Source organism: Tropicimonas marinistellae, assembly GCF_001509585.1.
Classification (GTDB): domain Bacteria; phylum Pseudomonadota; class Alphaproteobacteria; order Rhodobacterales; family Rhodobacteraceae; genus Tropicimonas; species Tropicimonas marinistellae.
Window position 1 is genome coordinate 1 of record NZ_LNCI01000017.1, and the last position, 25,009, is coordinate 25,009.

Sequence of the window (25,009 nt, forward strand, 5' to 3'; positions counted from 1 at the left end):
GAGGTTTGCCGGATGCCGCTCCGCCAGTTCCGACAGCCCGACGCGGTCGATCACCGCATCCGTACGCGTGCGGCGTTCCTTTGTCGGAAGGCCGCGTTGTTTCAGACCGAATGCCACGTTGTCCCTCACCGTCAGATGCGGGAACAGCGCGTAGGTCTGGAACACCAGCCCGATGTTTCGGGTGTGGGCGGGCAGGCGGGTCAGGTCCCGCTCTCCGAGGTGGATGCTGCCGGCGGTAGGTTCCAGAAACCCGGCCACCAGGCGGAGCGTGGTGGTCTTGCCACAGCCCGATGCGCCCAGCAGCGAGACCAGTTCGCCTTCGTTCACATGCAGCGAGAGATCTTCCAGCACCTTGGTGGTGCCGTAATGGGCGGTGACCCGGTCGAGAGTGAGTGAAACGGTCATTTGGTCAGGAAGGTCAGGCCGAGCGTACGCTCCACCACGGCCATGACGGCAACGGTCACGCCCATGAGCAGGACCGAGACCGAGGCGATGGTCGGGTCGAAGAACTGCTCCATATGGGCCAGAAGCTGGATCGGCAGGGTGGAGACGCCGGGGCCGGTGAGGAAGATCGACACCGAGACGTCGTTGAGCGAGGTGATGAAGGCGAGGATGAAGCCGGCGATGATACCGGCGCGGATGTTCGGCAGAACCACGGTGAAGAAGGCGCGCCAGCGTGGGCAACCGAGCGAGACGGCGGCCTCCTCGATGGAAAAGTCGAAGGAATTGAGCGAAGCGCCGACGACGCGCACGCAATACGGCAGCACCAGCAGCGCGTGGCCGATCAGTAGTGATAGCGTGATCGGCAAGCCAAGACCGGTGGCAAGCGATTTCATCAGGGAGAAGCCGAGCACGATTTCGGGGATCAGGATCGGCAGCACATAGACGTTGCCGAGGAACTTCGGCAGGTCGACCCGATGCCGCGCCAGTGCGTAGGCCGCCGGAATGCCGATCAGCATCGACAGCGCTGTGCCGCCCACCGCAAGCGAGAAGCTGGTGACCATGGTGCGTTTGAAAGCGCTAATATCGAAGATGTTCTGATACCAGTGCAGAGTCAGCCCGCGCGGAGGGAAGGTGAGAAATGAAGAGTCAGATAGCGAAGCACCGATGATGATCACCAGCGGCCCGAGCAGAAAGAAGAAAACCACCGAAGCAAATGCAACAAGCAGCGGGTGCGTGCGTCCGTGCATTGCGTTACCCCGCCACCGGGTTGAGCCGCCGCGCGATGCGCGTCATCACCAGTACGGTCGAGAGCGTCACGACCACCATGACAGCGGCGATGGTCGAGGCGCCGACCCAGTCGAAAGTGACCATGGCGCGCTGGTAGAGGAAGGTGCCCATCATCATCTGACGTTCCCCGCCCAAGAGCTGCGGCGTCGCGTAGGAGGTAAAGGAGCCGGTGAAAACCAGCACAGCGCCGACGATCAGGCCGGGCACTGCCATTGGCAGGATGACCTGCCGGAATGTTGCGGCGGGCGTGGCGCCGAGGCTGGCAGCGGCCTCGGTCAGATCCTGCGGGATGCCTTCCAGCACCCCCACCAGCGTCAGAACCATCAGCGGCACGAAGAGATAGACCATGGCGACGATCACCGCACCCTCGGTGTAGAGCATCGAGAGCGGCTCCGCGATGAGACCGCTCCAGAGCAGGAAATCGTTCAGGATGCCGTTCTTGCCCAGGATCACCAGCCAGGCGAAGCTGCGCACGACAACGCCGGTCAGCAGCGGAAACACCGCTGCGATGATCAGAAGGCTCTTTGCCCGCGCCGGTGCGCGGGCGACCACCCACGCGGTGATGAAACCGAGGAAGACGGAAATCACCGTGGTAATCACCGCGACCTCCATGGTTCGCCAGAGCACGGTCATCCGGAAGCGCGAGTTGAAGAAGGCTGCGTATTGCGAGAACGGACCCTTCGGGTCGCCGAAGGTCGTCGCCAATGTCGAAAGCACCGGCAGACCGAGGAACAGTAGCACCAGCAGAAGTGCCGGGGCAGACAACGCCCAGGCACGCAGGCGGGGAGACATGTGTGGCTCCTTGATGTCGTCAGCGGATCGACGCGGGCGAACAACGTCCGCCCGCCGCCGACGGAATCACATGCCGAAGATTTCGTTCCAGCGGTCGATCCAGTCGGTCTTGGCCGCGTTCAACTTGGCGTAGTCCATCATATTGAGAGCGTCGATTGCTTCCTGTCCATATGTCCAGAGCGCGGCCTGTTCCGGCGTCAGTTCGACCATCATGTTGATCGGCGCGTCGACACCCTGTTCAGCTTCCTTTTGCTGGACCTCCTTCGAGAGCACGAAGTCGATGAACTGATACGCGAGTTCTGGATTCTCTGCTCCGACGGGGATGTTGAGTGTGTTGAGCACAGCGATGTCGCCGTCCTCCAACTCCGCCCAGGTCATCGTAGGAACGGCATCCTTGAGTGACCGTAGGGTGAAATCCTGGGTCATGGTCGCCGAGATCTCCCCGGTGGAAACAAGGTTCACCATTTCCGAGCCGGTGTTGTAGTTCTTCACTACGTTCGGCTCGATGGTTTCGATGGCAGCGAAGGTCGCATCTGCATCCTCGTAGGCGTCCACGCCCGCGTGCTTGCCGGCTTGCACCACGAACATCGGGCCGGCCGTGGTGGTTATGTTGGGCAGCGAGAGCATCCCCTTGAGATCCTCGCGCCAGAGATCATTCCAGGAGGTGATGGGCGCGACCTTCGCGCTGTCGTAGACGATGCCGATCCGGCCTACCGTATAGGCCGGTCCATATCCCCCCTGGGGGTCGCGGGCGACCTCGTAGATCTCGTCGATATTGCTAAGCTTGGAGCGGTCGATCTCCTGAAAGATCCCGCTCTCGATACCGATCTGGCTATAGGCGTCGGTGAGGAAGATAACGTCGACACCTTTTCCGCCGCGTGCTGTCAGCTTGCCGAGACGGTCGGCGTTGTTGCCGGTTTCGAACACGACATCGCAGCCACAGATCTCTTTGAACGGCTCGATGATATTCGCGTTGAGCTTATCGCCGTTGTAGCCCCACCAGGAGACCGTGAGCGTTTCGGCGCCGGCCGCGGCAGCCGAGGCGAGAAGGGCGAGGGTGGAAACCGTCAGGGGTGTTTTCATGTCGCTGACCTTGCTGGTGGGTTGGAGCCGAGCCGGACCTGTCCGCCTCATCACATGGACCCAATAAGCCCGTAGGATGTGGGGGCAAGTCAAGCTGTTCGTCGTTTCCACTTTAGTATTGCTAAAAGCCAGATTGGTCAAAAACTATGCAGGAATAGACATTCTGTGCCGAATGATCGCCGTTTGGATAGCGGGTGGCCTTGATGGAGGGATCTGCTTTTTTGGTGTGGCGGAGCGCTTGGGGCCCCCAAGTTGCGGGCCGCTGGGCAAATGCGGCTTGCGACCGGTTCCTCTGCGTCGATGCGATGCCTCCCTCGGTTGCGCGCAAAGTTCTCATGTCCGATCGCGCGCCCTGGCGGCTGTGCGCCCGCTTGCTGCAACTAGGGGCCATTCGGGAACAGACAGGGAGACGACATTGTGGCTCTGTGGCCAGTGAAGCTTGAATCCTCGAGAATAAAAATCTATCTAGACAGGTAGCTAGACAGGTAGCTAGACAGGAAATTCGACATGATCCCGTTGCAAGATGCCAAGAACAGGTTCAGCGCCGTGGTGGATGCCGCCCTTGCGGGGCGACCACAGGAGGTTTCGCGTCGTGGGAAACCTGCGGTCGTCGTGGTCTCTGCCGAAGAATACTACCGGCTGGTCGCGGAAGCCCGCGCGAACCGAGGGAGTTTTCTTGACCATCTCGCGGCGTTTCCCGGCGGAGTTGTGCCGCGTGCGAAGGCTGCACCGAGGGACGTCGATTTGTGATCTACATACTCGACACCAACGTTATCTCCGCCGTGCGACGGGATGGTCGGGCTCCGAATGTTGTGGCTTGGCTGTCAGATCGTCCGGAATCGGAGCTGTTTCTGAGCGCGATCACCTTGGGAGAGATTGAACGGGGCATACGCCTTCAAGAGCGCAAAAAAAACCCCGGTTTCGCGACAGATCTCGGACGCTGGCTGGAGCGAACGGTGACGGTGTTTCACGACAGGATTCTGGATTTCACGGCGGAGGATGCGTTGGTCTGGGGCGCTCTTTCGGCCCGGATCGGACACGCTGGGGCCGATCTTATGATCGCCGCGCAGGCGCTCGCCCGGGACGCAACCGTGGTCACCGGGAACGGTTCGGATTTCGAACCGACGGGTGCCCGGATCGTCGATCCGTTTTGAGCGGCTTCGACCTGAATCAGGAGGATCTGCCACCAGATTTGCGTTAGCGCGATTGGATGTGACGGATCGAGACGATACTCTTTGCCAGCGCTGCGCCGGTGAAATGCGAAGGCCTCGCCCGAGTTGTTGGTGCGGTCTCAGTCAATCTGCTGATCGCGGATTCGGCGGCGGAGCATGCCGACCGTTCCTTCGAAGTGACCGCAGTCGTCGGGGGGTACATCCTTCGGACCCGACCGAACTTTGGGCGGCGATCCGGGAAGCCAGGGAACTCAGCGGACAAGCATCGACCTTTCGGGAATTCGATCTCGCGGTGCTTGCGGCCGCTGCGCATCACCAACCTGTTATGCGGGACGCGCGGAGGAAAACCTCCGGACAGGAAATCAACCGCGCATTCATCGGACGGTTTCATGCGCGCGCCACCCATGCGGTCAGCCCATCAAGCCTCCGACCAAGCGGGATTGTGATAGATACCGCTTTCACATTGGTCACGCCACAAATGTAGTCACTTCGATCCCGACACGACGCTGCGCAAGAGTGCCGCGCAGACACCAGATCCATCGATGAAGAACTGTATCGCCCTGAGAGACAAACAGCCCTGGGGATCAGAATTTGGCCATGATCGGATCGTATACCCGACATCAAGTGGGTTTAGGTCCAGGCGGATAAGTCGGGTCGCGGGAATTGCCGGAAAGGGGCGCGTGTCATCAATGTTTTCGAACCATGTATCCGGAAACAACCCTTGGATGGGCGGGACGGCCGGTCACAAGCGGCGTATGGCTTTTCTGGAAGCGAGTGTCCTGCTAGGGATTCTCGGCGGTCTTTGTGCGCTCTATCTGCTGGCTCTGGGAGGCCCGAAATTCCGTTTGGACGATGCCTATATCGTTCTCAACAACGCCCAGGCGCTTCGGGCGCCAGATACCAGTTTCCCTGAGACGCCAGCCCTTCATGGCTCTACTAGCCTACTCCATACGTTGGCGGCGGCGCTGGTGGCTCCGGTTTTCGGCATGGAACTCGGGCTGATGGTCCTGGCATGGGGTGCGATTGGCCTTAATGGGCTCGGCATACTTCAATTGACCCGCCAGGCGGAGTTGCCTCGCTATATAGGCGTCGCCGTTGTCGCCTGTGCGCTGACAACCGGTGATCTGGTCCAAGTCTATCTCAATGGTCTTGAAACCGGGCTCGCGATGGCGGTTCTCACCTGGCTCATCGTGTTGCACCGTGGTGGCGGACGCGCCCTGCCGTTTCTGGCGGCGGCTGCGCCGTTCGTGCGTCCAGAACTCGCGCTTCTTTCCGCGTTGGTCCTCGCCGGTTGGTGCTTGAGGGGCGAACGCCACGCCGAAGCCCCGCCACTGCTGCGCGCTGGTCTGGCGTTCTCGAGCGTTTTCATAGGCTTGCTTCTACTTCAATACTGGGCTTCCGGAAGCCTGCTTCCAACGACGGGGGATGCCAAGAAGTACTTCTTCATTACCAAGGAAACAGGTTTTTTCGAGAGTTCCGCCATTGGCGCGACGCAGGTGTTCCTGTTCTTCCTGCTGATGCTGCCCCAGTCACTGTTTCTGCTGGGGTTGGTGCGGCGGAGGTCACGTCTCTACGTTTTATTCGCTGCCGTGTTTCTCGGCTACTACATGGTCTTTCAGCCGCTCACGCTGCATCAGAATTTTTACCGGTACATGTATCTGTTGCTTCCTCTGTGTTTTCTCGGCGCAATCGAGCTGGCGTCGTCGAAGAACAAGGGAATACGCGCATTCTCGACAATGATGATCCTCGTCGTGCTTGTACTGAACGTGAAGGGCGCGGCCGTGAGCGTCCCCGCCGGCATGGAGACCGTCAGGGCCAAGTATGAAACGCTTTCCGACGCCGCGGACTGGATCGATCGGGTTCTCGAACCGTCGGAAACGGTCCTGATTCACGATGTGGGTTATGTTTCATTTGCGACCGACCAGCGCTTTTTCGACATTGTCGGATTGAAGACGCCGGCGGCAATCGAGATCAATCGCCAGTTCAGCTACCACGGCGGCGAGGAGGGACGCGGCCGCGCGCTTGCCGAAATGGCCGAATTGAGCGGGGCGCGAACCATCCTTGTCAGCGAGGGTTGGAACCGCGGGTTCCGGCTTGTGGATCATCTGGCGGCAGAGGGTTGGACACCAACACCCCATCCGGCCGGCAACCCAGCCGGGCTCGAGGCGTACATCCTGGCTCCTCCGGGAGGCTAGCCTATGGGAAGTGCCGCGCCGAAGAACGCGGCGCGGCACTCAATTGGGTGTAAGTCGGGTAATTGACCTAACGTTCCTGCATCAGATGGGCCCGGTACTCGCCCTGCCGCTCGATCATCCAACCCGGGTACTCCTCGGGCAGCTTCGTCACCGCATCGAGCGCGGTAAGATCTTCCTCGCTCAACTGGATCTCGGTTGCGCCGATATTGTCGGTAAGCTGATCCACACGTTTCGCGCCGACGATCACGCTGCTCACGACCCGCTGGTGCAGAAGCCAGGCAAGCGCCACCTGCGGCACTGTGCAGCCCTTTTCGGCGGCGATGTTGCGCATCACCTCGATGGCGTCATAGGCGCGGTCCTTGTCGATAGGCGGGAAGTCGAATGTCACCCGGCGCCCCTCGGCCGTCGTTCCCTCGCGGTCGTACTTGCCTGAAAGGAACCCACCCGCGAGCGGGCTCCAGACCATCAGCCCTACGCCCTCGGAAAGCAATGCCGGCACCACCTCGCGTTCAAGGTCGCGACCTGCCAAGGTGTAGTAGGCCTGCAGCGAAACGATGGGTGCCAGGTGCCGCGCCTGGGTGATCCCCACCGCCTTGACGATCTGCCACGCGGCCCAGTTTGACAGGCCGAGGTAGCGTACAAGACCCTGGCGGACGAGCGTGTCGAGTGCCTCCAGCGTCTCTTCGATCGGCGTCGCAGGATCGAAGCCGTGGATCTGGTACAGGTCGATATGGTCGAGTTGCAGCCGCTTCAAACTGGCCTTGGCCTGGTCGAGAATGTGCCCGCGCGAGCTTCCCCGTGCGTTGGGGCCTTCGCCCATCGGCCCATGGACCTTGGTGGCGATCACCACGTCCTCGCGCGGGACGCCGAGGTTCTTTAACGCGTGGCCGAGGATCTCCTCGCTCTTGCCGGTGGCGTAAATGTTGGCGGTGTCGATAAAGTTGATCCCGGCGTCGAGTGCCGTCTTGAGCAGGCCGTCTGCCTCCTCCTGTTGAAGCTTTCCAATATGGCCCCACATGTCGTCCGACCCGCCGAAGGTCATGGTGCCGAGGCAAAGCTCGGAAACGAAAAGGCCGCTGTGGCCGAGGCGACGATAGTGCATGGATGATATCCCTTGTCACGAATGGGCCGGACCAGTTGGCCGCGGCATGACTGCAATGTGGGCTCACAGGGGTCACCGCGCCACGCCAATCCTCGCGAATTCCTGCACGATTCTCTCAAACGCGGCGGGCGGCGCTATCATGCCGCGCGCATTCGGCTAGAGTGCGGTCATGGACGAAAGCAACCTCGACACGTTGAAGACCCGCGCGCTCAGCCTCTGGCGGGCCCATGGACGCGAAACGCCGCTTCCCGGGGTGTTTCTAGCTGCTGCAGATGCCCCATTCGGGCCAATACACGGGGTCTACGAGCCCTCGCTCTGCGCGGTCCTTCAAGGAGCCAAGATCAGCCGCGTGGGCGACCGCAGCTACTGCTACGACGCCGGAAAGTGCCTGATAACATCGCTCGATGTACCAGTGCGTGCCGAAATCATCGAAGCTTCGTCCGCGCGCCCTTATATCGCGCTCGTCGTCAACGTCGATCCCGCCGATGTCGCCGGACTACTGTTGGACCATGCGCAGACCGAAGTGGATAATGCGACGTCATCGACAGCGCTTGGCGTTCATCCGCTCCCGGCTGACCTGGTCGATCCGCTGGAACGACTGCTGGCGCTCGCCGACCGGCCGGGCGATATCCCCGTGCTGGCCCCGATGATCCGGCGGGAGATCGTCTGGCGCCTGCTCAACAGTCCGCAGGGGGCGATATTGCGTCAGACAGGGCTTGCCGACAGTCGCCTCGCCCGCATCGGTCGGTCGATCGCATGGGTCAGGGAACACTTCACCGATACGCTCAGCGTGCCGCATCTGGCCGCGTTGGCCGGAATGAGCCCGGCAACGTTCCATCGCCATTTCAAGGCGGCAACGGCGATGACGCCAGTCCAGTTTCAGAAAAGCCTGCGCTTGCAGGAGGCGCGGCGGCTTCTGTTGTCGGAAGGGTCTGACGTGGCCCAAATCGGCTTTGCAATCGGGTACGAGAGCCCGTCGCAGTTCAGCCGAGAGTATCGCCGTATGTTCGGCGCGCCGCCAGGCCGCGATGGCGCCGAAATCCGCCGGATGGTTGCCAGCGAAACCCACGCCTGAGCGGCGCTCAGGAAGGGTCGGCCGAAACGAAGTCCAACCCGATATCAAGCGTCGGTGCGCTGTGGGTCATCCAGCCCAGAGAGATCAGGTCGACCCCAGCCTCGGCAACCGTTCTGGCGTTGTCTGGGGTAATGCCGCCCGAGGCTTCCGTGATCGCGCGGCCGTCGACCATCTGCACCGCCGTGCGGAGCGTTGCCGGATCCATGTTGTCGAGCAGCACCGCATCGGCGCCGAGCTTGAGAACCTCGGCTAGCTGATCGAGTGTGTCGACCTCGATCTCGATCTTCACCATGTGCCCGACGTTTTCCCGCGCGCGGGTGAGTGCGGGCGCGATACCGCCGGCGATGGCGATATGGTTGTCCTTGATCAGCACCGCATCTGCCAGCGAGTAGCGATGGTTCATCCCGCCGCCCGCGCGAACAGCGTATTTCTCCAGGGCCCGCAGGCCGGGCGTGGTTTTTCGCGTGCAGACAATGGCCGCCCGCGTTCCTGTCACTGCGCGCACCAGACCGGCCGTCTCCGTGGCGATGCCGGAGAGATGCCCTAGAAAATTCAGTGCCGTACGCTCGGCGATGAGCAGGCTTCGGGAAGGGCCTTCGAAACTGGCTATTCGGGTTCTCGGTTCGACGACCGCGCCGTCGTCGACATGTCGGGTCACCACAATGGCCGGATCGACCAGCGCGCAAGCCAGTTCGGCGCAGTCGAGCCCGGCGATCACTCCGGCGCTGCGTACCTCGGCCGTTACGCAAGAGTGGTGTCCTGCAGGAATGACCGCCGCCGAGGTAATGTCACCGGCGAGGCCGAGGTCCTCCTCGAGCGCGTGACGTAGCACGGGCTCGATTACTGGGCGGGGCAGGGAGGCAATCTGCATATTACGCACTCCGCAACATGGGTTGAGCGAGAAGGGTATGCGCGGAGGCACGTATGTCATCCAGGCAAAGGCGGCGCCGTGTAGATCCCGACATCGCCACGGGAAAGTCGCTTCGGAAATGTGCACCGCGGGATTCCTCGCGCAGGGCCGCGAACACCGCAATGGAAAGCGCAACAATTGCCGGGTCCGCCGAAGGGTCGGAGCCTCTTGCAAGTGGCAACAATGCAGCCATCGCGGCACGGAGCCCCGTTCCATCCCTGGCGACACCGAGTGCCGCCGAGACAATTGGGCGGACGGTTTCCGGATCGGCCGCGGGAAGTGCGACCGGCGGAACCTTCGCAACACCTCCGGGCGAGTGCGTTGGCCGGCCAGAAATGTCCTTTGCTGCGCGGCGCGCCATGACCACCGCCTCGAGCAACGAGTTGCTGGCGAGTCGGTTGGCGCCATGCAAACCCGTGGATGCGCATTCACCCACCGCCCATAGCCCGTCCAGGCTACTGCGCGCCCGACTGTCCGTTGCAATTCCGCCCATGTGATAATGCGCAGCTGGCCGGACTGGTATCGGATGCGCCGCTGGGTCGATGTTTGCGGCGCGGCAAAGCTGGTGAATCTTGGGAAAACGCGACGCGAAACGCGCACCGAGCGCTTGGCTTGCGTCGAGGTAGACCTTGCCACCATCGGATGTGATGGTGTGGATCGCGCGGGCGACCACATCGCGCGGTGCGAGATCGGCGCCCGGCGTTCCTGCCATGACCCGTTGGCGTTTTTGGTCGACCAGAACCGCCCCCTCACCACGCACCGCCTCACTGATGAGCGCCAGCGGGCGGCGGGGGGTATCGAGCGCAGTGGGATGAAACTGCACGAATTCCATATCCGCCAGCGCAGCGCCGGCGCGGGCGGCCATTGCGATGCCCTGACCGAAATTCCCCACCGGGTTCGTCGTGGCATCGTATAGCCCGCCAATTCCGCCGGTCGCGAGAACAACACGCTCGGTGCGCAAAACTTCAACCTGTCGACCGCGTTGCAGTAACACACCCGCGATACGATCATCTTGCATGATCAATCGCCGAACCTCGACGCCGGTCAAAGAGGTAATCGACGGACAGGCGAACGCTGCCGTAACAAGTGCTGCTGTCATTGCCGCGCCAGAACCGTCGCCGTCGGAATGCAGGATGCGGCGGCGCGAATGCGCGGCCTCCCGCCCGAAGGCATATCCGCCGCATGCCGTGCGGTCGAAACGAACGCCGTATTGCTCCAACGCGGCGATTGCATGCGAGGATTCTGACAATATCGCTTCTGCTACGGTCGCATCGCAATGTCCGGCGCCCGCCATGAGCGTGTCCGAAAGGTGCAACGCCGCGCTGTCATCGCTACCGACGCTGGCCGCAATTCCGCCCTGCGCCCAAGCGCTGGAGCTTTCCCGGCCGAGACCATCGCGAGACACCAGCACGACAGGTTGGGGCGCCAATTCCAGCGCCGCCATCAACCCGGCGATCCCGGCACCGACGATGACGACGCGCCCGTGCAGGTCCAGAAGATCGGCCATCAAACCGCCAGCATCCGCTCCACCGCCCGGCGCGCATCCGCGGCGATTTCCGGATCGACCGTGACCTCGTGCCGGCCCTCTTCCAAAGCTGTGCGGATGTTCTTCAGGCTGATCCGCTTCATGTGCGGACACAGGTTGCAGGGGCGAACAAATTCCACCTTCGGGTGGTCGAGGGCCACATTGTCGCTCATCGAGCATTCCGTCAGCAGGCAGACCCGGCCCGGCTGCTCATCCCGCACGAAATCCGACATGACTGCCGTGGAGCCGGAGAAATCGGCCTCCGCCACCACCTCCGGCGGACATTCGGGGTGCGCGAGAACCGTTACCCCTGGCCACGCGCGGCGCATTTCGCGCACGTCCTCGGCGGTGAAAAGCTCGTGGACTTCGCAATGGCCATGCCAAGCGACGATCTCAACCTCCGTCTCCCGAGCCACATTGCGCGCGAGGTATTCGTCGGGAATCATCAGCACCTTCGGTACGCCGAGGGATTCCACCACTTTCACCGCATTGCCAGAGGTGCAGCAGATGTCAGAGGCCGCCTTTACTGCGGCGGAGGTGTTGACGTAGGTGATCACGGGTACGCCGGGGTGCGCTGCGCGCAATAGCGCGATGTCGGCGGGCGTGATTGAGTCGGCAAGCGAACAGCCCGCCCCGGTATGCGGAATCAGGACCGTCTTTTCCGGATTAAGCAGCTTCGCCGTCTCGGCCATGAAATGCACGCCCGCTAGCACAATCACGTCAGCATCGACCTTCACCGCTTCGCGCGCCAGCGCTAGGCTGTCGCCCACAATGTCGGCCACGCCGTGGAAGATCTCCGGCGTCTGGTAATTGTGAGCCAGGATCACCGCGTTCTTCTCGCGCTTGAGCGCAAGAATGGCTTCCACGTCCTCCTCGAACATCATCCAATCGGGTGGCGGGATGATCTGGCTGACCCGGCTATATAGTTCCGGAAGGCGGAAATCCGTCATGGCGACTCCTTTTATACTCCTTATGAGTACATTGAAGTCCGCATTTATTCTCGAATAGAGACTATGTCAATGGCGGGAAACGGGCAGACGCGTGCCCGAAAGCGTCTGCGCTTCGAGGATGGCAGGGCGGTAGCGAAAGAGCTTGGCTGGTCGCCCACTGGTGCCGCTCGACATTTCGCCTGTTTCTTCTATCAGTTCCTGATGGTCGATCTGCCGGCGAAAATTCGGCTTGTGGAGACGCAGGCCGGACAGGGCTTCGACCGTGCGCTGCAACTGAAGAAACGTGAAGCTCTCCGGCATCAGTTCGAACACCACGGGCGAGTACTTGATCTTTGCGCGGAGCCGCGTGATTCCGGTGGCAAGGATGCGCCGGTGATCGCCCGCCATCGGGCGCCCGAGTTCTGCGCCATCCAAAAGACCGGCTTCGTACATCAGCTCGTAGCGCTGCAGCACCAAGTCTTCGTTCCAGGCCTTTCCGTTCAATCCGAAGAGGAAGTCGATACGTTGCCGGTAGTGCGGATCGCCGCTTGCCCAACTGTCCAGCCGCTCGGTAATCGTCGTGACTTCGGCCGAATACGCATCGCGGCGGTCTTCCCATGGGAAGTACTCGTACCAGCTGTGCCAGGCGGGCCGGCCAGCGCCGGCGGCCGACTGTTCTCGCACCAATCCCAGATAGCCGATCGAAATGCGCCGCTTGTCGGCGGGCGCATCAGGGTCGCGATCCTTGTCTGCGAAGGTGTAGAGCTGCTCGAGGTATCCCACGGGGTGGCCGGTTTGGCTCTCTATCCAGTCACGCAAACCGCTCTGAAGGCTCCTGTGCTTCGACTCAAACGGGCCAGAGGGCAGCGCTTCGCCTCCGCGCAGGGTCATAACACGAGGTTCGTTGTCGGTCACGGCCACCAGAACGGCGATCAACTCTGCTTTTGCAAATCCGGCGGGCATCGGACACCTGTCTTGAATGTCATTCTCCGATAGCACGAAAGCGGCGCCGGACAAGGCGGCAGATGTCTTGACCAAGAGTGAACGCGGGTCTCATCGGAAGAACGCGCCACGCCTGTCCGTTGCCTGGCCGGCCAACCAGTCGCGAAACGCCAAAAGTGCCGCGTCGTCGTCCTTCTCGTCCGGCCATACCAGCCAATACGCGCCACGGACCGGCACCGCGGGGCGTAGGATCGGCGCAAGCCGCCCTTCGGCGATTTCGCTCCGGGCCAGGTAGTCCGGGAGGAGCGCGATTCCCAAGCCCGAGATCGCGGCCTGTATCATCATGGAAAACTGGTCCATCAGCATGCCGCCTCCAGCAATGGGTTCCACACCCTGGCCAAGAAACCAGTCGGCCCAGACATTTGGGCGCGACTCCAGGTGCAGCATGGGCATGCCATCCAGATCCTTCGGCTCTACCACCGGATGCGTGGCCAGGAATTCGGGAGATGCGCAGGCCGTCACATGCTCGTCGAAGAGTTTAAGGTGATTCACACGCGGCCAATCGCACTCACCGAAATAGATCGCTGCGTCGAGCGTCTCGCTAGCGAAATCAAAGCGCTGGATGCGGGTGGACATATTGATAGCGACACCCGGGTTGCAATGCAGAAACTGCCCCAATCGCGGCCCGAGCCAGCGGGTTGCGAAGGTCGGCAGTACGGCGAGCGAAAGCGTCCCGCCCTCCGGGTTGACGACGACTGTTGTGCTCGCGCGTTGGATCAAGTCGAGCGCGCGGGCGACGTCGCGCTGGTAGTTCACGGCTGTCGCATTGGGGATCAGCCGCCGGCGCTGACGTGTAAAAAGCTCCTTCCCGAGCTGCTCTTCCAGCGATTGGATCAAGCGGCTGACGGTGCTTTGGGTCAGGTTCAGCTCCTCGGCTGCCGAGGTGACCGACCCGTGCCGTACCACCGCATCGAAGGCAAGTAGGAGCTTGATCGAGGGGAGAAACCTTCTTGGCCGCATTATCATTCCATTTTTGAATGGATGCAGTGAGAAATACCGATTTATTCCGGCGGACTCCATGGATATTCAGGCAGGAACTGAATGCCACTCTATGTGCGCCCCCAATGGAGGAGCCCATGTCACCCAAGTCACACAAAGGTATCGCGTTCAACCCGGACGATCCGTTCCTACTTTCTGACCAACTCACCGAAGAAGAGCGGATGGTCAGCGATGCCGCGGCCGGTTTCGCCTCCGACCGCCTGTTACCGCGCGTCGAAGCTGCTTACATGGAGGAGCACACTGACCCGGATATCTTCCGTGAGATGGGCGAGGCCGGGTTGCTTGGTGTGACCATTCCGGAGGAATACGGCGGGGTAGGGGCCTCCTATGTCGCCTATGGTCTGGTGGCCCGCGAAGTGGAGCGGATCGACAGCGGATACCGGTCAATGATGTCGGTGCAGAGCTCTCTGGTCATGTTCCCGATCTACGCCTATGGCTCCGAGGCGCAGAAGCGGAAGTACCTGCCCAAGCTGGCCAGCGGCGCGTTCATTGGATGTTTCGGCCTGACCGAACCCGACGCGGGATCCGATCCGGCAGGCATGAAGACCCGCGCGGTGAAGACGGACGGCGGCTATCGTCTGATCGGCACGAAAATGTGGATCTCTAACAGCCCGATTGCCGATGTCTTCGTCGTCTGGGCGAAGTCGGAAGCCCATGGCGGCAAGGTCCGAGGCTTCATTCTGGAAAAGGGAATGAAGGGGCTAAGTGCACCGAAAATTGGTGGTAAACTGAGCTTGCGGGCCTCGATCACAGGCGAAATTGTCATGGACAATGTCGAGGTAGGCGAGGATGCGCTGCTGCCGGAGGCGCAGGGAATGGGCGGCCCGTTCGGCTGCTTGAACCGGGCACGCTACGGGATCGCCTGGGGTGTGATGGGCGCGGCGGAGGATTGCTTTTTCCGGGCGCGGCAGTACGGGCTCGACCGGCAGCAGTTCAACCGTCCTCTGGCCGCGACGCAACTCTATCAGAAGAAGCTCGCCGACATGCAGACAGAGATCGCGCTCGGCCTGCAGTCCTGCCTACGCGTCGGGCGGCTATTCGACGAAGGCCGGTTCGCACCCGAAATGATCTCACTGATCAAGCGCAACAATTGCGGCAAGGCACTGGAAATTGCCCGGAACGCGCGCGACATGCACGGCGGAAACGGGATTCAGATCGAGTACCATGTCATGCGTCACGCCCAGAATCTGGAGACGGTGAACACCTACGAGGGTACACATGATGTCCATGCGCTGATCCTCGGGCGCGCAATCACCGGTATTCCGGCCTTTGCCTGAGTCATGACAATGCCCGACGACGCACCGCTGCGCGGGCTCAAGGTGGTTGAGCTGGCCCGGATTCTCGCCGGCCCCTGGATCGGTCAGACACTGGCGGATCTGGGCGCCGAAGTGATCAAGGTCGAATCGCCCGAAGGCGACGATACGCGCCGCTGGGGACCTCCTTTCATCGAACGCAGACGGCCCGATGGCGAGACCGAAACGGTTGCGGCCTACTTTCAAGCCGCCAACCGTGGCAAGACCTCCGTGACATGCGACTTCGCCGATCCCGAAGACCTCGCTCGGTTGAAAGAGCTCATCGACGATGCCGATTTGCTGTTGGAAAACTACAAGGTCGGGGGATTGCGCAAATACGGGCTAGACTACTTATCCGTGTCTGAACGCAATCCGCGGCTGGTCTACGCCTCCATCACGGGCTTTGGCCAATTTGGGCCGCGCGCCGCGCAGCCCGGCTATGATTTCCTGATCCAGGGGATGTGCGGAATCATGGACTTGACCGGTGAGCCAAACGGCGAGCCCCAAAAAATCGGCGTCGCCTGGATCGACATTTTCACCGGCCTGTACGGCACGATCGCAGTGCAAGCAGCCCTCGCCGAGCGTGCGACGTCAGGCAGGGGGCAGCACATCGACCTTTCGTTATTGGATTGCGGCGTAGCGGTCCTGGCAAATCAGGCGACAAACTACCTACTTGGTGGTGTGGTGCCGACGCGTCTCGGAAATGCACATCCAAATATCGTGCCCTATCAGGTCTTTCCCGCCGCTGACGGACACCTGATCATCGCCTGCGGAAACGACAGGCAATTCGGGGCGCTGTGCGACGTACTCTCCCTCGACGGGATTTCGAGCAACGAGGCCTTTGCGACCAATCCGGCGCGAGTAGCCAACCGTGCGAAACTAGCGGAAGTCATCGCCGAGCGCACGGAGAAGTGGCACAAGGCAGACCTCATCGCGGCGTTCGCCGACGCCGGGGTACCTGCTGGCTCCATAAACAACGTGGCCGAGGCTCTGGCCGATCCGCAGGTCGCGGCCCGCAACATAGTGATCGAACCCGAAGGCATCACCGGTTTGCGTACCCCTATCCGTTTTTCACGCAGCGCACTCGATGTGGAGCGATCGGCACCAATGCTGGGAACAGGCGCTTGGCGGTTTGGATACGGCGGGGCCAAGGAGAAGGCATAGGTAAGACCGCCGGGACGGCAACCGGCGCACGCTCACAATAACGTTCCAGTGCGTGCCGACTCCAACGGTACCCCGAGTGCCTCTTGTGTGGTTAAGACAGACGCTCCCCGGCTAGTGGCGAAACCTCCACATTTTGCGTTCAACGCCGAGGTACCCAAAAACAAAATTAACATAACGTCGATTATGCGCAGCTCAGGTCGCATTCGTGCATGTGCGAAGCGCGACCTGCCTGCCTTGCACTAATGGCACCGTTCTCGGCGTTGAAGCTCGCCTATTCACCAACATTAGGGCGTCGATGATCTCGCCCCTGCTTACATTTCCAGGGTTTCTTTGTGGACCGGCGCGATGCGCTCTTGCGATACACGACTAAATTTGTAAGTTAAGTGGCAGTTTCTCGGTACAGACCGGATCTTGTTCCCGTCCCACCTGGCGATGCGCAATGGCATGACAGACCCATCTGATCCGCATAGACCAAATGCGATGCCTGCCCCCAACGCGGGTTCGGCCACCTGTGTTGAACAAGCGATCGCGATCACACCAGTTTCGGCCGGACTGCCCGTGTTCGATGCCGCAACGCTATGCGGTGATGATGGCACCGCGCACATCGTACTGGACGAAAAAGTCTATACCTTGCGGATCACGAAGGCAGGCAAGCTCATTCTGACGAAATAGCAAGCCGCGTTTCTCGGACCGGCAAAATCACCATCGCGCAGGGCCACCTACAAATGATGCATGATCAACGGTCGCCCCTCTACCTGCTCAACCCGGATTTCCATGCCGAACAGCGCCGAGAGCGTTGCCGGCGTCAGAATATCCTTTGGCGAGCCTGATGCGGAAACCTGTCCGTCTTTCAGCGCCACGATATGATCCGCCCAACCGGCGGCGTAGTTGATCTCGTGGACAACCATCACGACGCTGCGCGGCCGGTCCAGCGAAGGCCTTGTCTGAGCATGAACCCGTGCCATCAATGCACGGGCGTGGAACATGTCGAGATTATTGAGCGGCTCGTCGAGCAACAGCCAATCCGTACCCTGTGCAAACCCCATGGCGACGAAGGCGCGCTGTTGCTGTCCGCCCGACAACTCGTCGAGGAAGCGGTGGCGCAGATCCTCCAGACCGAAATCCGAAATAGCTTCGGCGACGGCCGCCGCGTCCTGCGGTCCGGGGCGACCGCGGTGGTGTGGCCAGCGGCCGAAGCCGACCAGATCCTGCACTCGCAAACGGCTGGCAATGCCGACTTGCTGGGCGACGATTGCGAGCCGAAGCGCAAGATCCCGGGAGGGGGTGCGCGACACGTCCTCCCCATCCACAACGATGGCACCCTGCTCCAGCGGTAAGAGGCGGGCAACGAGATTCAGGAGAGTTGATTTTCCCGCGCCGTTGGGACCGATCAGAGCGGTAATCCCGGAACGAGGAATGTCGCAAGTGACATCGTGCAAGATCGGTGTCCCGTTGATCCTGTGACTGACATTCCGGATTTCGATCATCGAATGCGCCCCTTGAGAACGAGAAAGAGGAAGAACGTCCCGCCAAAGAACTCAATGATAACCGCCAGTGTCGACTGCAGGTGCAGAACGCGCTCGAAGAGCCATTGCCCGGCAACGAGCACGGTCGCCGCAATCATCGCTGACGCAGGCAGCAATACCGCGTGTCGATGACTCCGCATGAGTGCATGCGCCAGTGCTGCAACCAGAAGGCCGAGAAACGTAATCGGCCCCACAAGTGCCGTTGAGACCGAGACAAGCGCAGCCGTTACCGCAAGAAGCGCAATCACGAGCCGGTCATAGGCAAGCCCCAGTCCGATGGCAGTGCTGCGTCCGAGTGCGACCACGTCGAGAGTGCCAGCAAGACGCGCCAACACTGCGAGCGCTGCAAGTGTCACGGCACCTGCGAAGAAAAGCTGTGCGGGATCCACACTACCGAAGCTGGCAAACATCGCGCCCTGGACGACGGAGTATTCGGATGGATCGATTACGCGTTGGAGAAATCCCGTGAGCGAGCGAAAGAAGACGCCAAAGATCACTCCGACGAGGATCATGCGGTGCATGTCGTGTTTTCCCCGCCCCAGGAGCAGCGAAAACAGCGCCATCGCTGCGGCCATCATGACAACCGTTTCCAAAAGGAACTTCGCCGGGCCAGCCAAGCTCAAGTAGCCGAATCCGCCAAGCAAGAAGACGAGCCCCGTTTGCATAAGAAGAAACAACGCGTCGAACCCCATAATGGCCGGCGTCAGGATCCGGTTTCCGGTCACGGTCTGGAAAACCACCGTGCTGATCCCGACGGCCGCACCGACGCACAGCAGAGCGGCGAGTTTTATTGATCGGAGTTCAAGGATAAAGCCCACTCTGCCCTTCAAGCCCCAAACCAGAAACAGAGCGCACGCAAGAACGAGAAGGCAGGCAAGGAGAACCAGACGACGATCAGGCATTGCGCGCTCCGTTCGCCGGCTTGCCCAGCAACAGCCAAAGAAAAATCGCAGCACCAACCGCGCCAAAAATGGTGCCCGCCGGGATCTCGTATGGATACCGAACAACCCTGCCAAGGATGTCGGAGGCAAGCACCATGCCGGCGCCCATCCCGGCCACGACAGGCAGGCTGGCGCGCAGGTTGTCGCCCATGATCCGGGCCACGATATTGGGCACCACGAGCCCGACGAAGGGCACCATACCAACGGTCACAACAACCAGCGCCGTGACCATGGAGACAGTTACGAGCCCGAGCGCCATCACCTGGCCGTAGTTGAGCCCGAGGCCGACGGAGGTGGACCGACCGAGCCCAACGATGGTGAATTGATCTGCCGCAACATAGGCAACCACGGCCATGGCGCCGGCGAGCCAAAGAAGCTCGTAGCGACCCGCAAGGATGCCGGAAAACTCGCCGCTCATCCACACGCCGAGATACTGCATCAGATCCGCCTGATAGGCGACGAACGTGGTGCCTGCGCCGATGATTCCGCTATAGATCAACCCGACCAGCGGGACGAGCAGTGGTTGTTCGGGCGGAAGCCGCTTGATGAGCACAAGAAATCCGCCCATGCCCAGCAAAGCGGTGAGCGCGGCCACGAGCATCTTGCCAACGATCGGCATGGCCGGAGCCGCTAGGGTGACGAGCAAAAGGCCCAGCATCGCGGCCTCCGTTGTGCCGGTTGTCCCGGGCTCGACGAAACGGTTGCGCACCAGAAGCTGCATGATCACGCCGGCAACTGCCATTGCCGCTCCGGTGAGCAAGGCAGCAAAGGTGCGGGGCAGCCGGCTGACAAGAAGCAACCGTAGTGCCTCCGGATCGCTCGCGATATCGCGCAGATCAAACGGCGCCGCACCGATGAGCACGGAGACCAGCGCAAGTACCGTCAGCGTTACGATCGTGAGAAAGTAGGAGGGTCGCATCGAGCCGTTGCCGAGCCAGGGCCGCGTTGGCGGCCCCAGCGGCGACAAACTGTCAACCGCCGAAAGCGGCGATCAGTTCATCGAGTGTTCCCGATACCGCCTGAATGCCGCCGCCCGCGACGTAGATCCTGCCGGCGTCGACAAAAACCACGTGACCGTTCTTCCAAGCCTGCGTCTCGCGCACGAGTTCGTTGTCGAGGGTTTCGGCCGCGCTTTCCCCCTCGGCGCCGATCGCCGCTCCGCGGTCGATGACGATTAGCCAATCAGGGTTCACTTCGGCAATGAATTCGAACGAGATCGCTTCGCCGTGGGTTTGAGCGTCAACGCCTTCCTTGGCTTCGGGCAGCGCAAGTTCGTTGTGAATCCAACCGAAACGCGATCCGGCCCCATAGGCGGAGATCTTCGGCCCGTTGGTGAGAATGATGAGCGCGTTCCCCTTCCCTTCGATGGCGGCGCGTGCGGTCGCGAGTTTCTGCTCGAAGTCGGCCTTTAGCTCTGCGGCCTTTTCTTCGAGATCCATCAGCTTACCGTAGGCGTCCAGCCGCGAGAGCGCCTGAGAGATGTGATCGTCACCCCAAATCGTCATGTCCACAGTCGGCGCAATGCGGGCGAGCGCATCCACCTGGCTGGAGGAACGCCCTCCGGCGACGATCAGATCCGGCTCGAGGTTCGCCAGCGCCTCGAAATCGGGCTCGAACAGCGTCCCGATCGGTGTTGCGCTCTTCGCGACGTCGTCGAGATAGGCCACGTAGTAAGGCTGCGGAATACCGACAATCGGAACGCCAAGTGCGGATAGCGTGTCAATGGCCGCGATGTCGAAAACTGCAATCCTCGCGGGTGTAGCCGGAACGCTCTCAGGCCCTTTTGCGGTATCGATCGTTAGCTCGGCGGCGTGCGACGCTGTAACAAACACAGCGCCAGCGACCAGGGCCTTGGCGGCCCATCGGACGGATTTGAGCATTGGGAAGCTCCAGATATGCGTGGTCAGGTGGCGCGACACTGGCATCTGGCTTGCATCCCGCTTCGTTCAAGACTTCTATTCTCTTGAGTGACAGCGGTCCAGATCGTATTCTGATAAAAAAGTTCAGGAAAAAGCATGTATGAACTCACCGGGTCGTTCAGGACCGCGAACGCCAGCAAGTACCTTCAGCAGCTTTGCAAGCATTTCGCGCACAAGGTGGAGGTCTGCTACGAGCCGGAGTGGGGATGCGTGTGCTTCCCGTTCGGCCGAGTCGAGATGAAGGCAGACGATGATTGCCTGTCAGTCTCCTGCAAACCGGAAACCGCGGAACAGGCGGATCGCGTACGCGGTGTGATCGACAGCCATCTTGAGCGATTTGCCTTTCGCGAAGCATTCACATCAATGGATTGGACAAAAACCGAACTGACGGCCGAGTGAAACTAGGTCTCCGGACCGATGTTTGTGTTGGTGCTCGGTAGGCGAAATGGGTCGGTTCCGGACAGATCGCTTGCATTCAAAATGTCAGTTCCTACGCGGCGCAACATGCGGTGATATCCACGTCTGCGACATGACCAAGACTGAGCTCTCCATCGACGCTCCGAAGACATGCCTTCCAACCAGGCGCGATCCTGCGCAGGCAACCACAAAGATCCTCGGACCCCTCGGTGGCACCGCGAAGGTACCTGGACCTCATCGAGCGCAGGATAAGTACACAGATGCAGCACGTCCGAGTGAGTGCCACCACGCTCCGGCAGCCGGGTCGGCACGAGCGCGCGCGATTCTTGGACCTACGGATTCGACGGTGTTTCGATTATCCGCGCGGCGCAAACGGCGGGCCGTGTTGTTGGTACATTCCGTAAGGACAGTTCTGGGTGATGTGCCACACCTCTGGCATGTCAGATTCGTGAACCGCCAGAGTACTCACACGGTCAAAACCGCCGGTGGCATCTTTCTCGCGCGCGTAATTCAGGAGGGTACCGAGTGACATTGACCCGAAACGTTCCACTCACGCCGGCACAGAGCGCCCTTCTCTTTATAGATGTGCAGAATTATTGCGCCCATCGCGACGGCGGAGAACTCAAGGACGTAGAACCGAGCGTAGTCGAGGAACGCTACGGCTGGTACTTCGACATGTTGGACACACGCGTGATTCCAAACATGCAACGGCTTCAATCAAGGTGCCGGACCGCAGGAATCGAAGTCATGTACACGACGATCGAAAGCCTGACGCTCGATGGACGAGACCGCTCGCTTGACTACAAGATCACCGGATTCAACGTACCCAAGGGCTCCTGGAACGGAAAGGTGATCGATCAAATCGCGCCGGAAGGAGATGAAATCGTCTTGCCGAAGTCCTCGTCTTCCGTCTTCGTCTCGACCCATATCGACTACGTCCTACGCAATCTCGGTGTCAAACAATTGGTGCTCTCGGGTCTGTTGACGGACCAATGCGTTGAAAGCGCGATCCGGGACGCTTGTGACCTCGGATACCTTGTCACGCAAGTTACCGATGCCTGTCTCACCTATTCGCAGGTGCGCCATGACAATTCACTCAGCGCCATCAAGGGCTATTGCCGGCAAGTGACCACGGCCGAGTTGATCGCAGAACTCAGTGCCTGACCGCCCATCGGTTTCGTTGCGCCGTCTGGGCGCGATGGGGGCGTCAGAATCTCGTGCGCGCCCTCTACTCAGACGCCCTCGCCCCCCTTTGTGAAGCCATCGTCCTTTCGGCGGCTAGTACCGCTCTGCTTTGGTCTCCGGTGGGACGTATTCCGCCGGCTCTACTTCAATCCAGCCGGGCGTAAGACAGCGGAAGTGCATGCTCGCCATATCCGGACCAAGCAATACCTGGGGTTACATCACGGCGCCGATCTGCCAGGGAACGAATTCATAGTTCCCAACGCCCATGGCCTCTGACTTGGTTTGTTCGCCGGATGCCACGCGCAGGATTGCATCATAGATCTCGCGTCCAACCTCTTCGATACTCGCGTGTTCGGACAGGACCCGACCGGCATTGATATCCATGTCCTCGGTTTGCCGTAGGTAGGTCTCCGTATTGGATGAGACCTTGATCGTGGGAGCCGGCTTGGAGCCGTACGCGGAACCGCGTCCGGTCGTGAACACCACAACATTGCATCCTCCCGCGATTTGGCCGGTAATCGAGGCGGGATCATAGCCAGGGCTATCCATGAACACGAAACCAGGCTCCCTTACAGGTTCCGCGTATTTGTAGACAGCGTTGAGCGGCGTGGTGCCACCCTTCGCAGCTGCGCCCAATGACTTTTCGAGGATAGTTGTCAGGCCACCCTTCTTGTTCCCCGGGCTTGGGTTGTTGTTCATCGAGCCCTTATTGCGGAAGGTGTAGTCCTGCCACCAAGTGACAAGCCCAATCAGTTTCTCACCCACCTCGCGGCTGGCGGCGCGGGCAGTCAGCAGATGCTCAGCCCCATATATCTCCGGCGTCTCGGCCAACACGCCAGTTGCGCCCTGAGATGCGAGCAAATCACAGGCATACCCGAGCGCGGGATTCGCGGTCATCCCCGACCAGGCGTCCGATCCGCCGCACTGCAGGGCGACCTTCAGGCCGCTCGCCGGACAAGGTTCTCGGCTGACGTCATTGACCAGCGGGAGCATTTCCTCAACCAGCTGGATACCGTGTTCGATCGTGGTGCGCAGACCGCCCATTTCCTGAATGTTCATGTGTTTGAACAACGCGCCAGTCTTCAACCCGTGGGCTTCAACCAGCCAATCGATCTGGTTGATCTCACAGCCTAGTCCCGCCATGACAACGCCGCCCACATTCGGGCTGCGGGCATAGCCCCACATGACACGCTGGAGCGTTTCGAACCCCTCGCCAGAGCTTGCCATCCCGCAGCCGGTGCCGTGGCTGAAGGCGACCACACCATCGACATTCGGATAGTCGGCGAGGCGCTCGGGCGTGAAGTGATCCGCGATCATGTGGCAGGCGGTGGCAGAGCAGTTCACCGAGCTGAGGATGGCGATGAAATTGCGGGTACCAAACTGGCCGTCTTCTCGGCGGTAGCCCATGAATGTGTCATGCCGCGCGGCAGGTACTGCCGGATGAAGATTGGTTGCGAACTCATACGCCGACCCAACATCCCTGAACTCGAGGTTATGAACGTGTACATGGCTGCCGGCGGCGATATCGTCCATGGCATAGCCGATCACCTGTGCATACTTGCGTACCGGCGTTCCCTTGGGGATGTCGGTGGTCGCGATCTTGTGGCCACGGGGTATGGGCGCTCGGGTGACGGCACCTTCGACCTCGGTACCGGATTCGAGGGCCTTGACGGCGGTAACGACATTGTCGGCTTGCGAAAGTCGGATGGTCTGCATTCAGCGCCTCATTCGTGGGATTGAACCTGCGAGATGCGGGAGGTTGTCGATGCCGCCCCGAGCGCGTCGGTTGGCAGGTGAACTTGGATCATGAAGGGAAAGCCTCTTCCAGGGAGGCCATAACGCCTTCGAGGTGTTTGCGCATCTCCTCGCGCGCCGCCTCTGCGTCCTGCCGACTGATGGCATCGAGGATGCGCATGTGTTCGTAGACGCCACGCGTGCGGGCCTTGTCGATGCGAACATGCTTCTGCAGTTCGGGCCAAAGCTGACCAGTTTCCCGCATTTTCCACATGTGGCCGACCAGGCTCTCGAGTATCTGGTTGCCACAGGCGGACGCGACAAGCAGGTGAAACTGCCGGTCACCGTTCTGGCTGTGGAAGCCGTCCTCGTGCTCCTTGAGCATTTCGATGATTGTGGCTTCCAGCGCGTCATGCAGCGAGTCCGGCCGACGTTGCGCGGCGAGGAACGCGACCTGTGGCTCAATTGCGAGACGTGCTTCGAGTTGCTCGAAGGGGCCACATTCCTCTTCGAAACCAACGCTGGGCAGCGCGCGATGTACCGCCGTGCCGACGAAAGCCCCGGCATTCTTCCGCACGGTTACGGCGCCCATGACCTCCAGCGCCACAAGAGCCTCTCGCAGTGTTGGCCGGCTCACGCCTAACTCCGCGACCAGTTCTGCCTCACTCGGCAGCTTCGTGCCCGGTTCGAGGCCACGCTCTGCAATCAAAGCACAGATCCGCTCGGCAACATCCGCAAAGAGGCGCTGCGTCACCCCGTGATTGGCAAGGATAGCTGATGGTTGTCGGTCCATTCCTCCGCACTAGGCCCGTATTGA

At 61.0% G+C, this 25,009-nt stretch carries 26 protein-coding genes; 10 read left to right on the top strand and 16 right to left on the bottom strand.

All coding sequences use genetic code 11. The features are described from left to right. From ARC39_RS23745 to ARC39_RS23760, 4 genes are all read right to left on the bottom strand, one after another. The coding region (locus ARC39_RS23745; protein WP_149866536.1) for an ABC transporter ATP-binding protein at positions 1-405 on the bottom strand (405 nt) is incomplete at its 3' end. Beyond that, positions 402-1,190, bottom strand: a complete 789-nt coding sequence (locus ARC39_RS23750; RefSeq protein ID WP_068118889.1) for an ABC transporter permease — start codon at positions 1,188-1,190, stop codon at positions 402-404. The genes ARC39_RS23750 and ARC39_RS23745, both read right to left, overlap by 4 nt. 4 nt (positions 1,191-1,194) lie before the next feature. Continuing rightward, positions 1,195-2,022 carry an ABC transporter permease gene (locus ARC39_RS23755; protein WP_068118893.1) on the bottom strand — a complete coding sequence of 276 codons (828 nt, stop codon included), beginning with the start codon at positions 2,020-2,022 and terminating at the stop codon, positions 1,195-1,197. Positions 2,023-2,088: 66 nt separating this feature from the next. Continuing rightward, positions 2,089-3,105, bottom strand: a complete 1,017-nt coding sequence (locus ARC39_RS23760; protein ID WP_068118895.1) for an ABC transporter substrate-binding protein — start codon at positions 3,103-3,105, stop codon at positions 2,089-2,091. Between the two features lie 203 nt (positions 3,106-3,308). Between ARC39_RS23760 and ARC39_RS26530 the strand changes: the two genes are divergently transcribed. The 4 genes from ARC39_RS26530 to ARC39_RS23775 all read left to right on the top strand — a co-directional run bounded on the left by ARC39_RS26530 (position 3,309) and on the right by ARC39_RS23775 (position 6,472). Next, positions 3,309-3,548, top strand: a complete 240-nt coding sequence (locus ARC39_RS26530) for a DUF1403 family protein (RefSeq protein ID WP_149866537.1) — start codon at positions 3,309-3,311, stop codon at positions 3,546-3,548. 64 nt (positions 3,549-3,612) lie between these two features. Beyond that, on the top strand, positions 3,613-3,855 hold the full coding sequence (locus ARC39_RS23765) for a type II toxin-antitoxin system Phd/YefM family antitoxin (RefSeq protein WP_068118898.1): 243 nt from the start codon (positions 3,613-3,615) through the stop codon (positions 3,853-3,855). After that, complete coding sequence (locus ARC39_RS23770; protein ID WP_068118901.1) at positions 3,852-4,259, top strand: type II toxin-antitoxin system VapC family toxin; 408 nt, start codon at positions 3,852-3,854, stop codon at positions 4,257-4,259. The genes ARC39_RS23765 and ARC39_RS23770 overlap by 4 nt, the downstream gene beginning before the upstream one ends. A gap of 773 nt (positions 4,260-5,032) precedes the next feature. Further along, positions 5,033-6,472 (top strand): DUF8728 domain-containing protein, encoded by a 1,440-nt coding sequence (locus tag ARC39_RS23775; RefSeq protein WP_149866538.1) that lies wholly within the window; start codon positions 5,033-5,035, stop codon positions 6,470-6,472. Between the two features lie 67 nt (positions 6,473-6,539). Here the strand turns inward: ARC39_RS23775 and ARC39_RS23780 are convergent, their stop codons facing one another. Next, entirely contained in the window at positions 6,540-7,574 is a 1,035-nt protein-coding gene (locus ARC39_RS23780; RefSeq protein WP_068118906.1) for an aldo/keto reductase, read from the bottom strand. Positions 7,575-7,743: 169 nt separating this feature from the next. Here ARC39_RS23780 and ARC39_RS23785 point away from each other — a divergent pair, with 169 nt between their 5' ends. Next, a complete protein-coding gene (locus ARC39_RS23785; protein WP_068118909.1) occupies positions 7,744-8,649 on the top strand; it encodes an AraC family transcriptional regulator in 906 nt (301 codons plus the stop codon). A gap of 7 nt (positions 8,650-8,656) precedes the next feature. Here ARC39_RS23785 and nadC read toward each other — a convergent pair whose 3' ends face one another. The 5 genes from nadC to ARC39_RS23810 form a co-directional block, all read right to left on the bottom strand. Next, positions 8,657-9,520 carry a carboxylating nicotinate-nucleotide diphosphorylase gene (gene nadC, locus ARC39_RS23790; protein WP_068118912.1) on the bottom strand — a complete coding sequence of 288 codons (864 nt, stop codon included), beginning with the start codon at positions 9,518-9,520 and terminating at the stop codon, positions 8,657-8,659. Between the two features lies 1 nt (position 9,521). Continuing rightward, complete coding sequence (locus tag ARC39_RS23795) at positions 9,522-11,066, bottom strand: L-aspartate oxidase (RefSeq protein ID WP_068118914.1); 1,545 nt, start codon at positions 11,064-11,066, stop codon at positions 9,522-9,524. Beyond that, a complete protein-coding gene (gene nadA / locus ARC39_RS23800; RefSeq protein ID WP_068118916.1) occupies positions 11,066-12,034 on the bottom strand; it encodes a quinolinate synthase NadA in 969 nt (322 codons plus the stop codon). The genes ARC39_RS23795 and nadA overlap by 1 nt, the downstream gene beginning before the upstream one ends. Before the next feature lie 66 nt (positions 12,035-12,100). After that, on the bottom strand, positions 12,101-12,976 hold the full coding sequence (locus ARC39_RS23805) for an NUDIX hydrolase (RefSeq protein WP_068118921.1): 876 nt from the start codon (positions 12,974-12,976) through the stop codon (positions 12,101-12,103). A 90-nt stretch (positions 12,977-13,066) separates the two neighbouring features. Beyond that, complete coding sequence (locus tag ARC39_RS23810; protein WP_068118924.1) at positions 13,067-13,975, bottom strand: LysR family transcriptional regulator; 909 nt, start codon at positions 13,973-13,975, stop codon at positions 13,067-13,069. A gap of 116 nt (positions 13,976-14,091) precedes the next feature. Here ARC39_RS23810 and ARC39_RS23815 point away from each other — a divergent pair, with 116 nt between their 5' ends. The 3 genes from ARC39_RS23815 (at position 14,092) to hemP (ending at position 17,142) form a co-directional block, all read left to right on the top strand. Next, positions 14,092-15,291, top strand: a complete 1,200-nt coding sequence (locus ARC39_RS23815; protein ID WP_236545375.1) for an acyl-CoA dehydrogenase — start codon at positions 14,092-14,094, stop codon at positions 15,289-15,291. A gap of 9 nt (positions 15,292-15,300) precedes the next feature. Beyond that, positions 15,301-16,470 (top strand): CaiB/BaiF CoA transferase family protein, encoded by a 1,170-nt coding sequence (locus ARC39_RS23820; protein WP_201455800.1) that lies wholly within the window; start codon positions 15,301-15,303, stop codon positions 16,468-16,470. Between the two features lie 480 nt (positions 16,471-16,950). Further along, a complete protein-coding gene (gene hemP / locus ARC39_RS23825) occupies positions 16,951-17,142 on the top strand; it encodes a hemin uptake protein HemP (RefSeq protein WP_068118933.1) in 192 nt (63 codons plus the stop codon). A 47-nt stretch (positions 17,143-17,189) separates the two neighbouring features. On the opposite strand, the gene ARC39_RS23830 is transcribed toward hemP, so the two are convergent. The 4 genes from ARC39_RS23830 to ARC39_RS23845 are packed head-to-tail and all read right to left on the bottom strand — an operon-like array spanning position 17,190 to position 20,817. After that, positions 17,190-17,957 carry an iron ABC transporter ATP-binding protein gene (locus ARC39_RS23830; protein WP_068118934.1) on the bottom strand — a complete coding sequence of 256 codons (768 nt, stop codon included), beginning with the start codon at positions 17,955-17,957 and terminating at the stop codon, positions 17,190-17,192. Continuing rightward, on the bottom strand, positions 17,954-18,898 hold the full coding sequence (locus tag ARC39_RS23835; RefSeq protein WP_068118936.1) for an iron chelate uptake ABC transporter family permease subunit: 945 nt from the start codon (positions 18,896-18,898) through the stop codon (positions 17,954-17,956). Before ARC39_RS23835 ends, ARC39_RS23830 begins: the two co-directional genes overlap by 4 nt. Beyond that, positions 18,891-19,856 carry an ABC transporter permease gene (locus ARC39_RS23840; protein WP_068118937.1) on the bottom strand — a complete coding sequence of 322 codons (966 nt, stop codon included), beginning with the start codon at positions 19,854-19,856 and terminating at the stop codon, positions 18,891-18,893. Before ARC39_RS23840 ends, ARC39_RS23835 begins: the two co-directional genes overlap by 8 nt. A gap of 52 nt (positions 19,857-19,908) precedes the next feature. After that, positions 19,909-20,817 (bottom strand): siderophore ABC transporter substrate-binding protein, encoded by a 909-nt coding sequence (locus ARC39_RS23845; RefSeq protein WP_068118940.1) that lies wholly within the window; start codon positions 20,815-20,817, stop codon positions 19,909-19,911. Between the two features lie 135 nt (positions 20,818-20,952). Here ARC39_RS23845 and ARC39_RS23850 point away from each other — a divergent pair, with 135 nt between their 5' ends. Further along, complete coding sequence (locus ARC39_RS23850) at positions 20,953-21,255, top strand: DUF2218 domain-containing protein (RefSeq protein WP_068118941.1); 303 nt, start codon at positions 20,953-20,955, stop codon at positions 21,253-21,255. 543 nt (positions 21,256-21,798) lie between these two features. Continuing rightward, positions 21,799-22,437 carry a cysteine hydrolase family protein gene (locus tag ARC39_RS23855; RefSeq protein ID WP_068118943.1) on the top strand — a complete coding sequence of 213 codons (639 nt, stop codon included), beginning with the start codon at positions 21,799-21,801 and terminating at the stop codon, positions 22,435-22,437. 234 nt (positions 22,438-22,671) lie between these two features. On the opposite strand, the gene ARC39_RS23860 is transcribed toward ARC39_RS23855, so the two are convergent. Together ARC39_RS23860 and ARC39_RS23865 are read right to left on the bottom strand one after the other, a co-directional pair. Continuing rightward, positions 22,672-24,174, bottom strand: coding sequence for a UxaA family hydrolase (locus tag ARC39_RS23860; RefSeq protein WP_068118945.1), 1,503 nt, complete (start codon positions 24,172-24,174; stop codon positions 22,672-22,674). An 88-nt stretch (positions 24,175-24,262) separates the two neighbouring features. Then, the gene (locus ARC39_RS23865; RefSeq protein WP_068118948.1) at positions 24,263-24,985 is read right to left on the bottom strand and encodes a FadR/GntR family transcriptional regulator; all 723 of its coding nucleotides are present in this window, start codon (positions 24,983-24,985) and stop codon (positions 24,263-24,265) included. Positions 24,986-25,009: the final 24 nt, after the last annotated feature.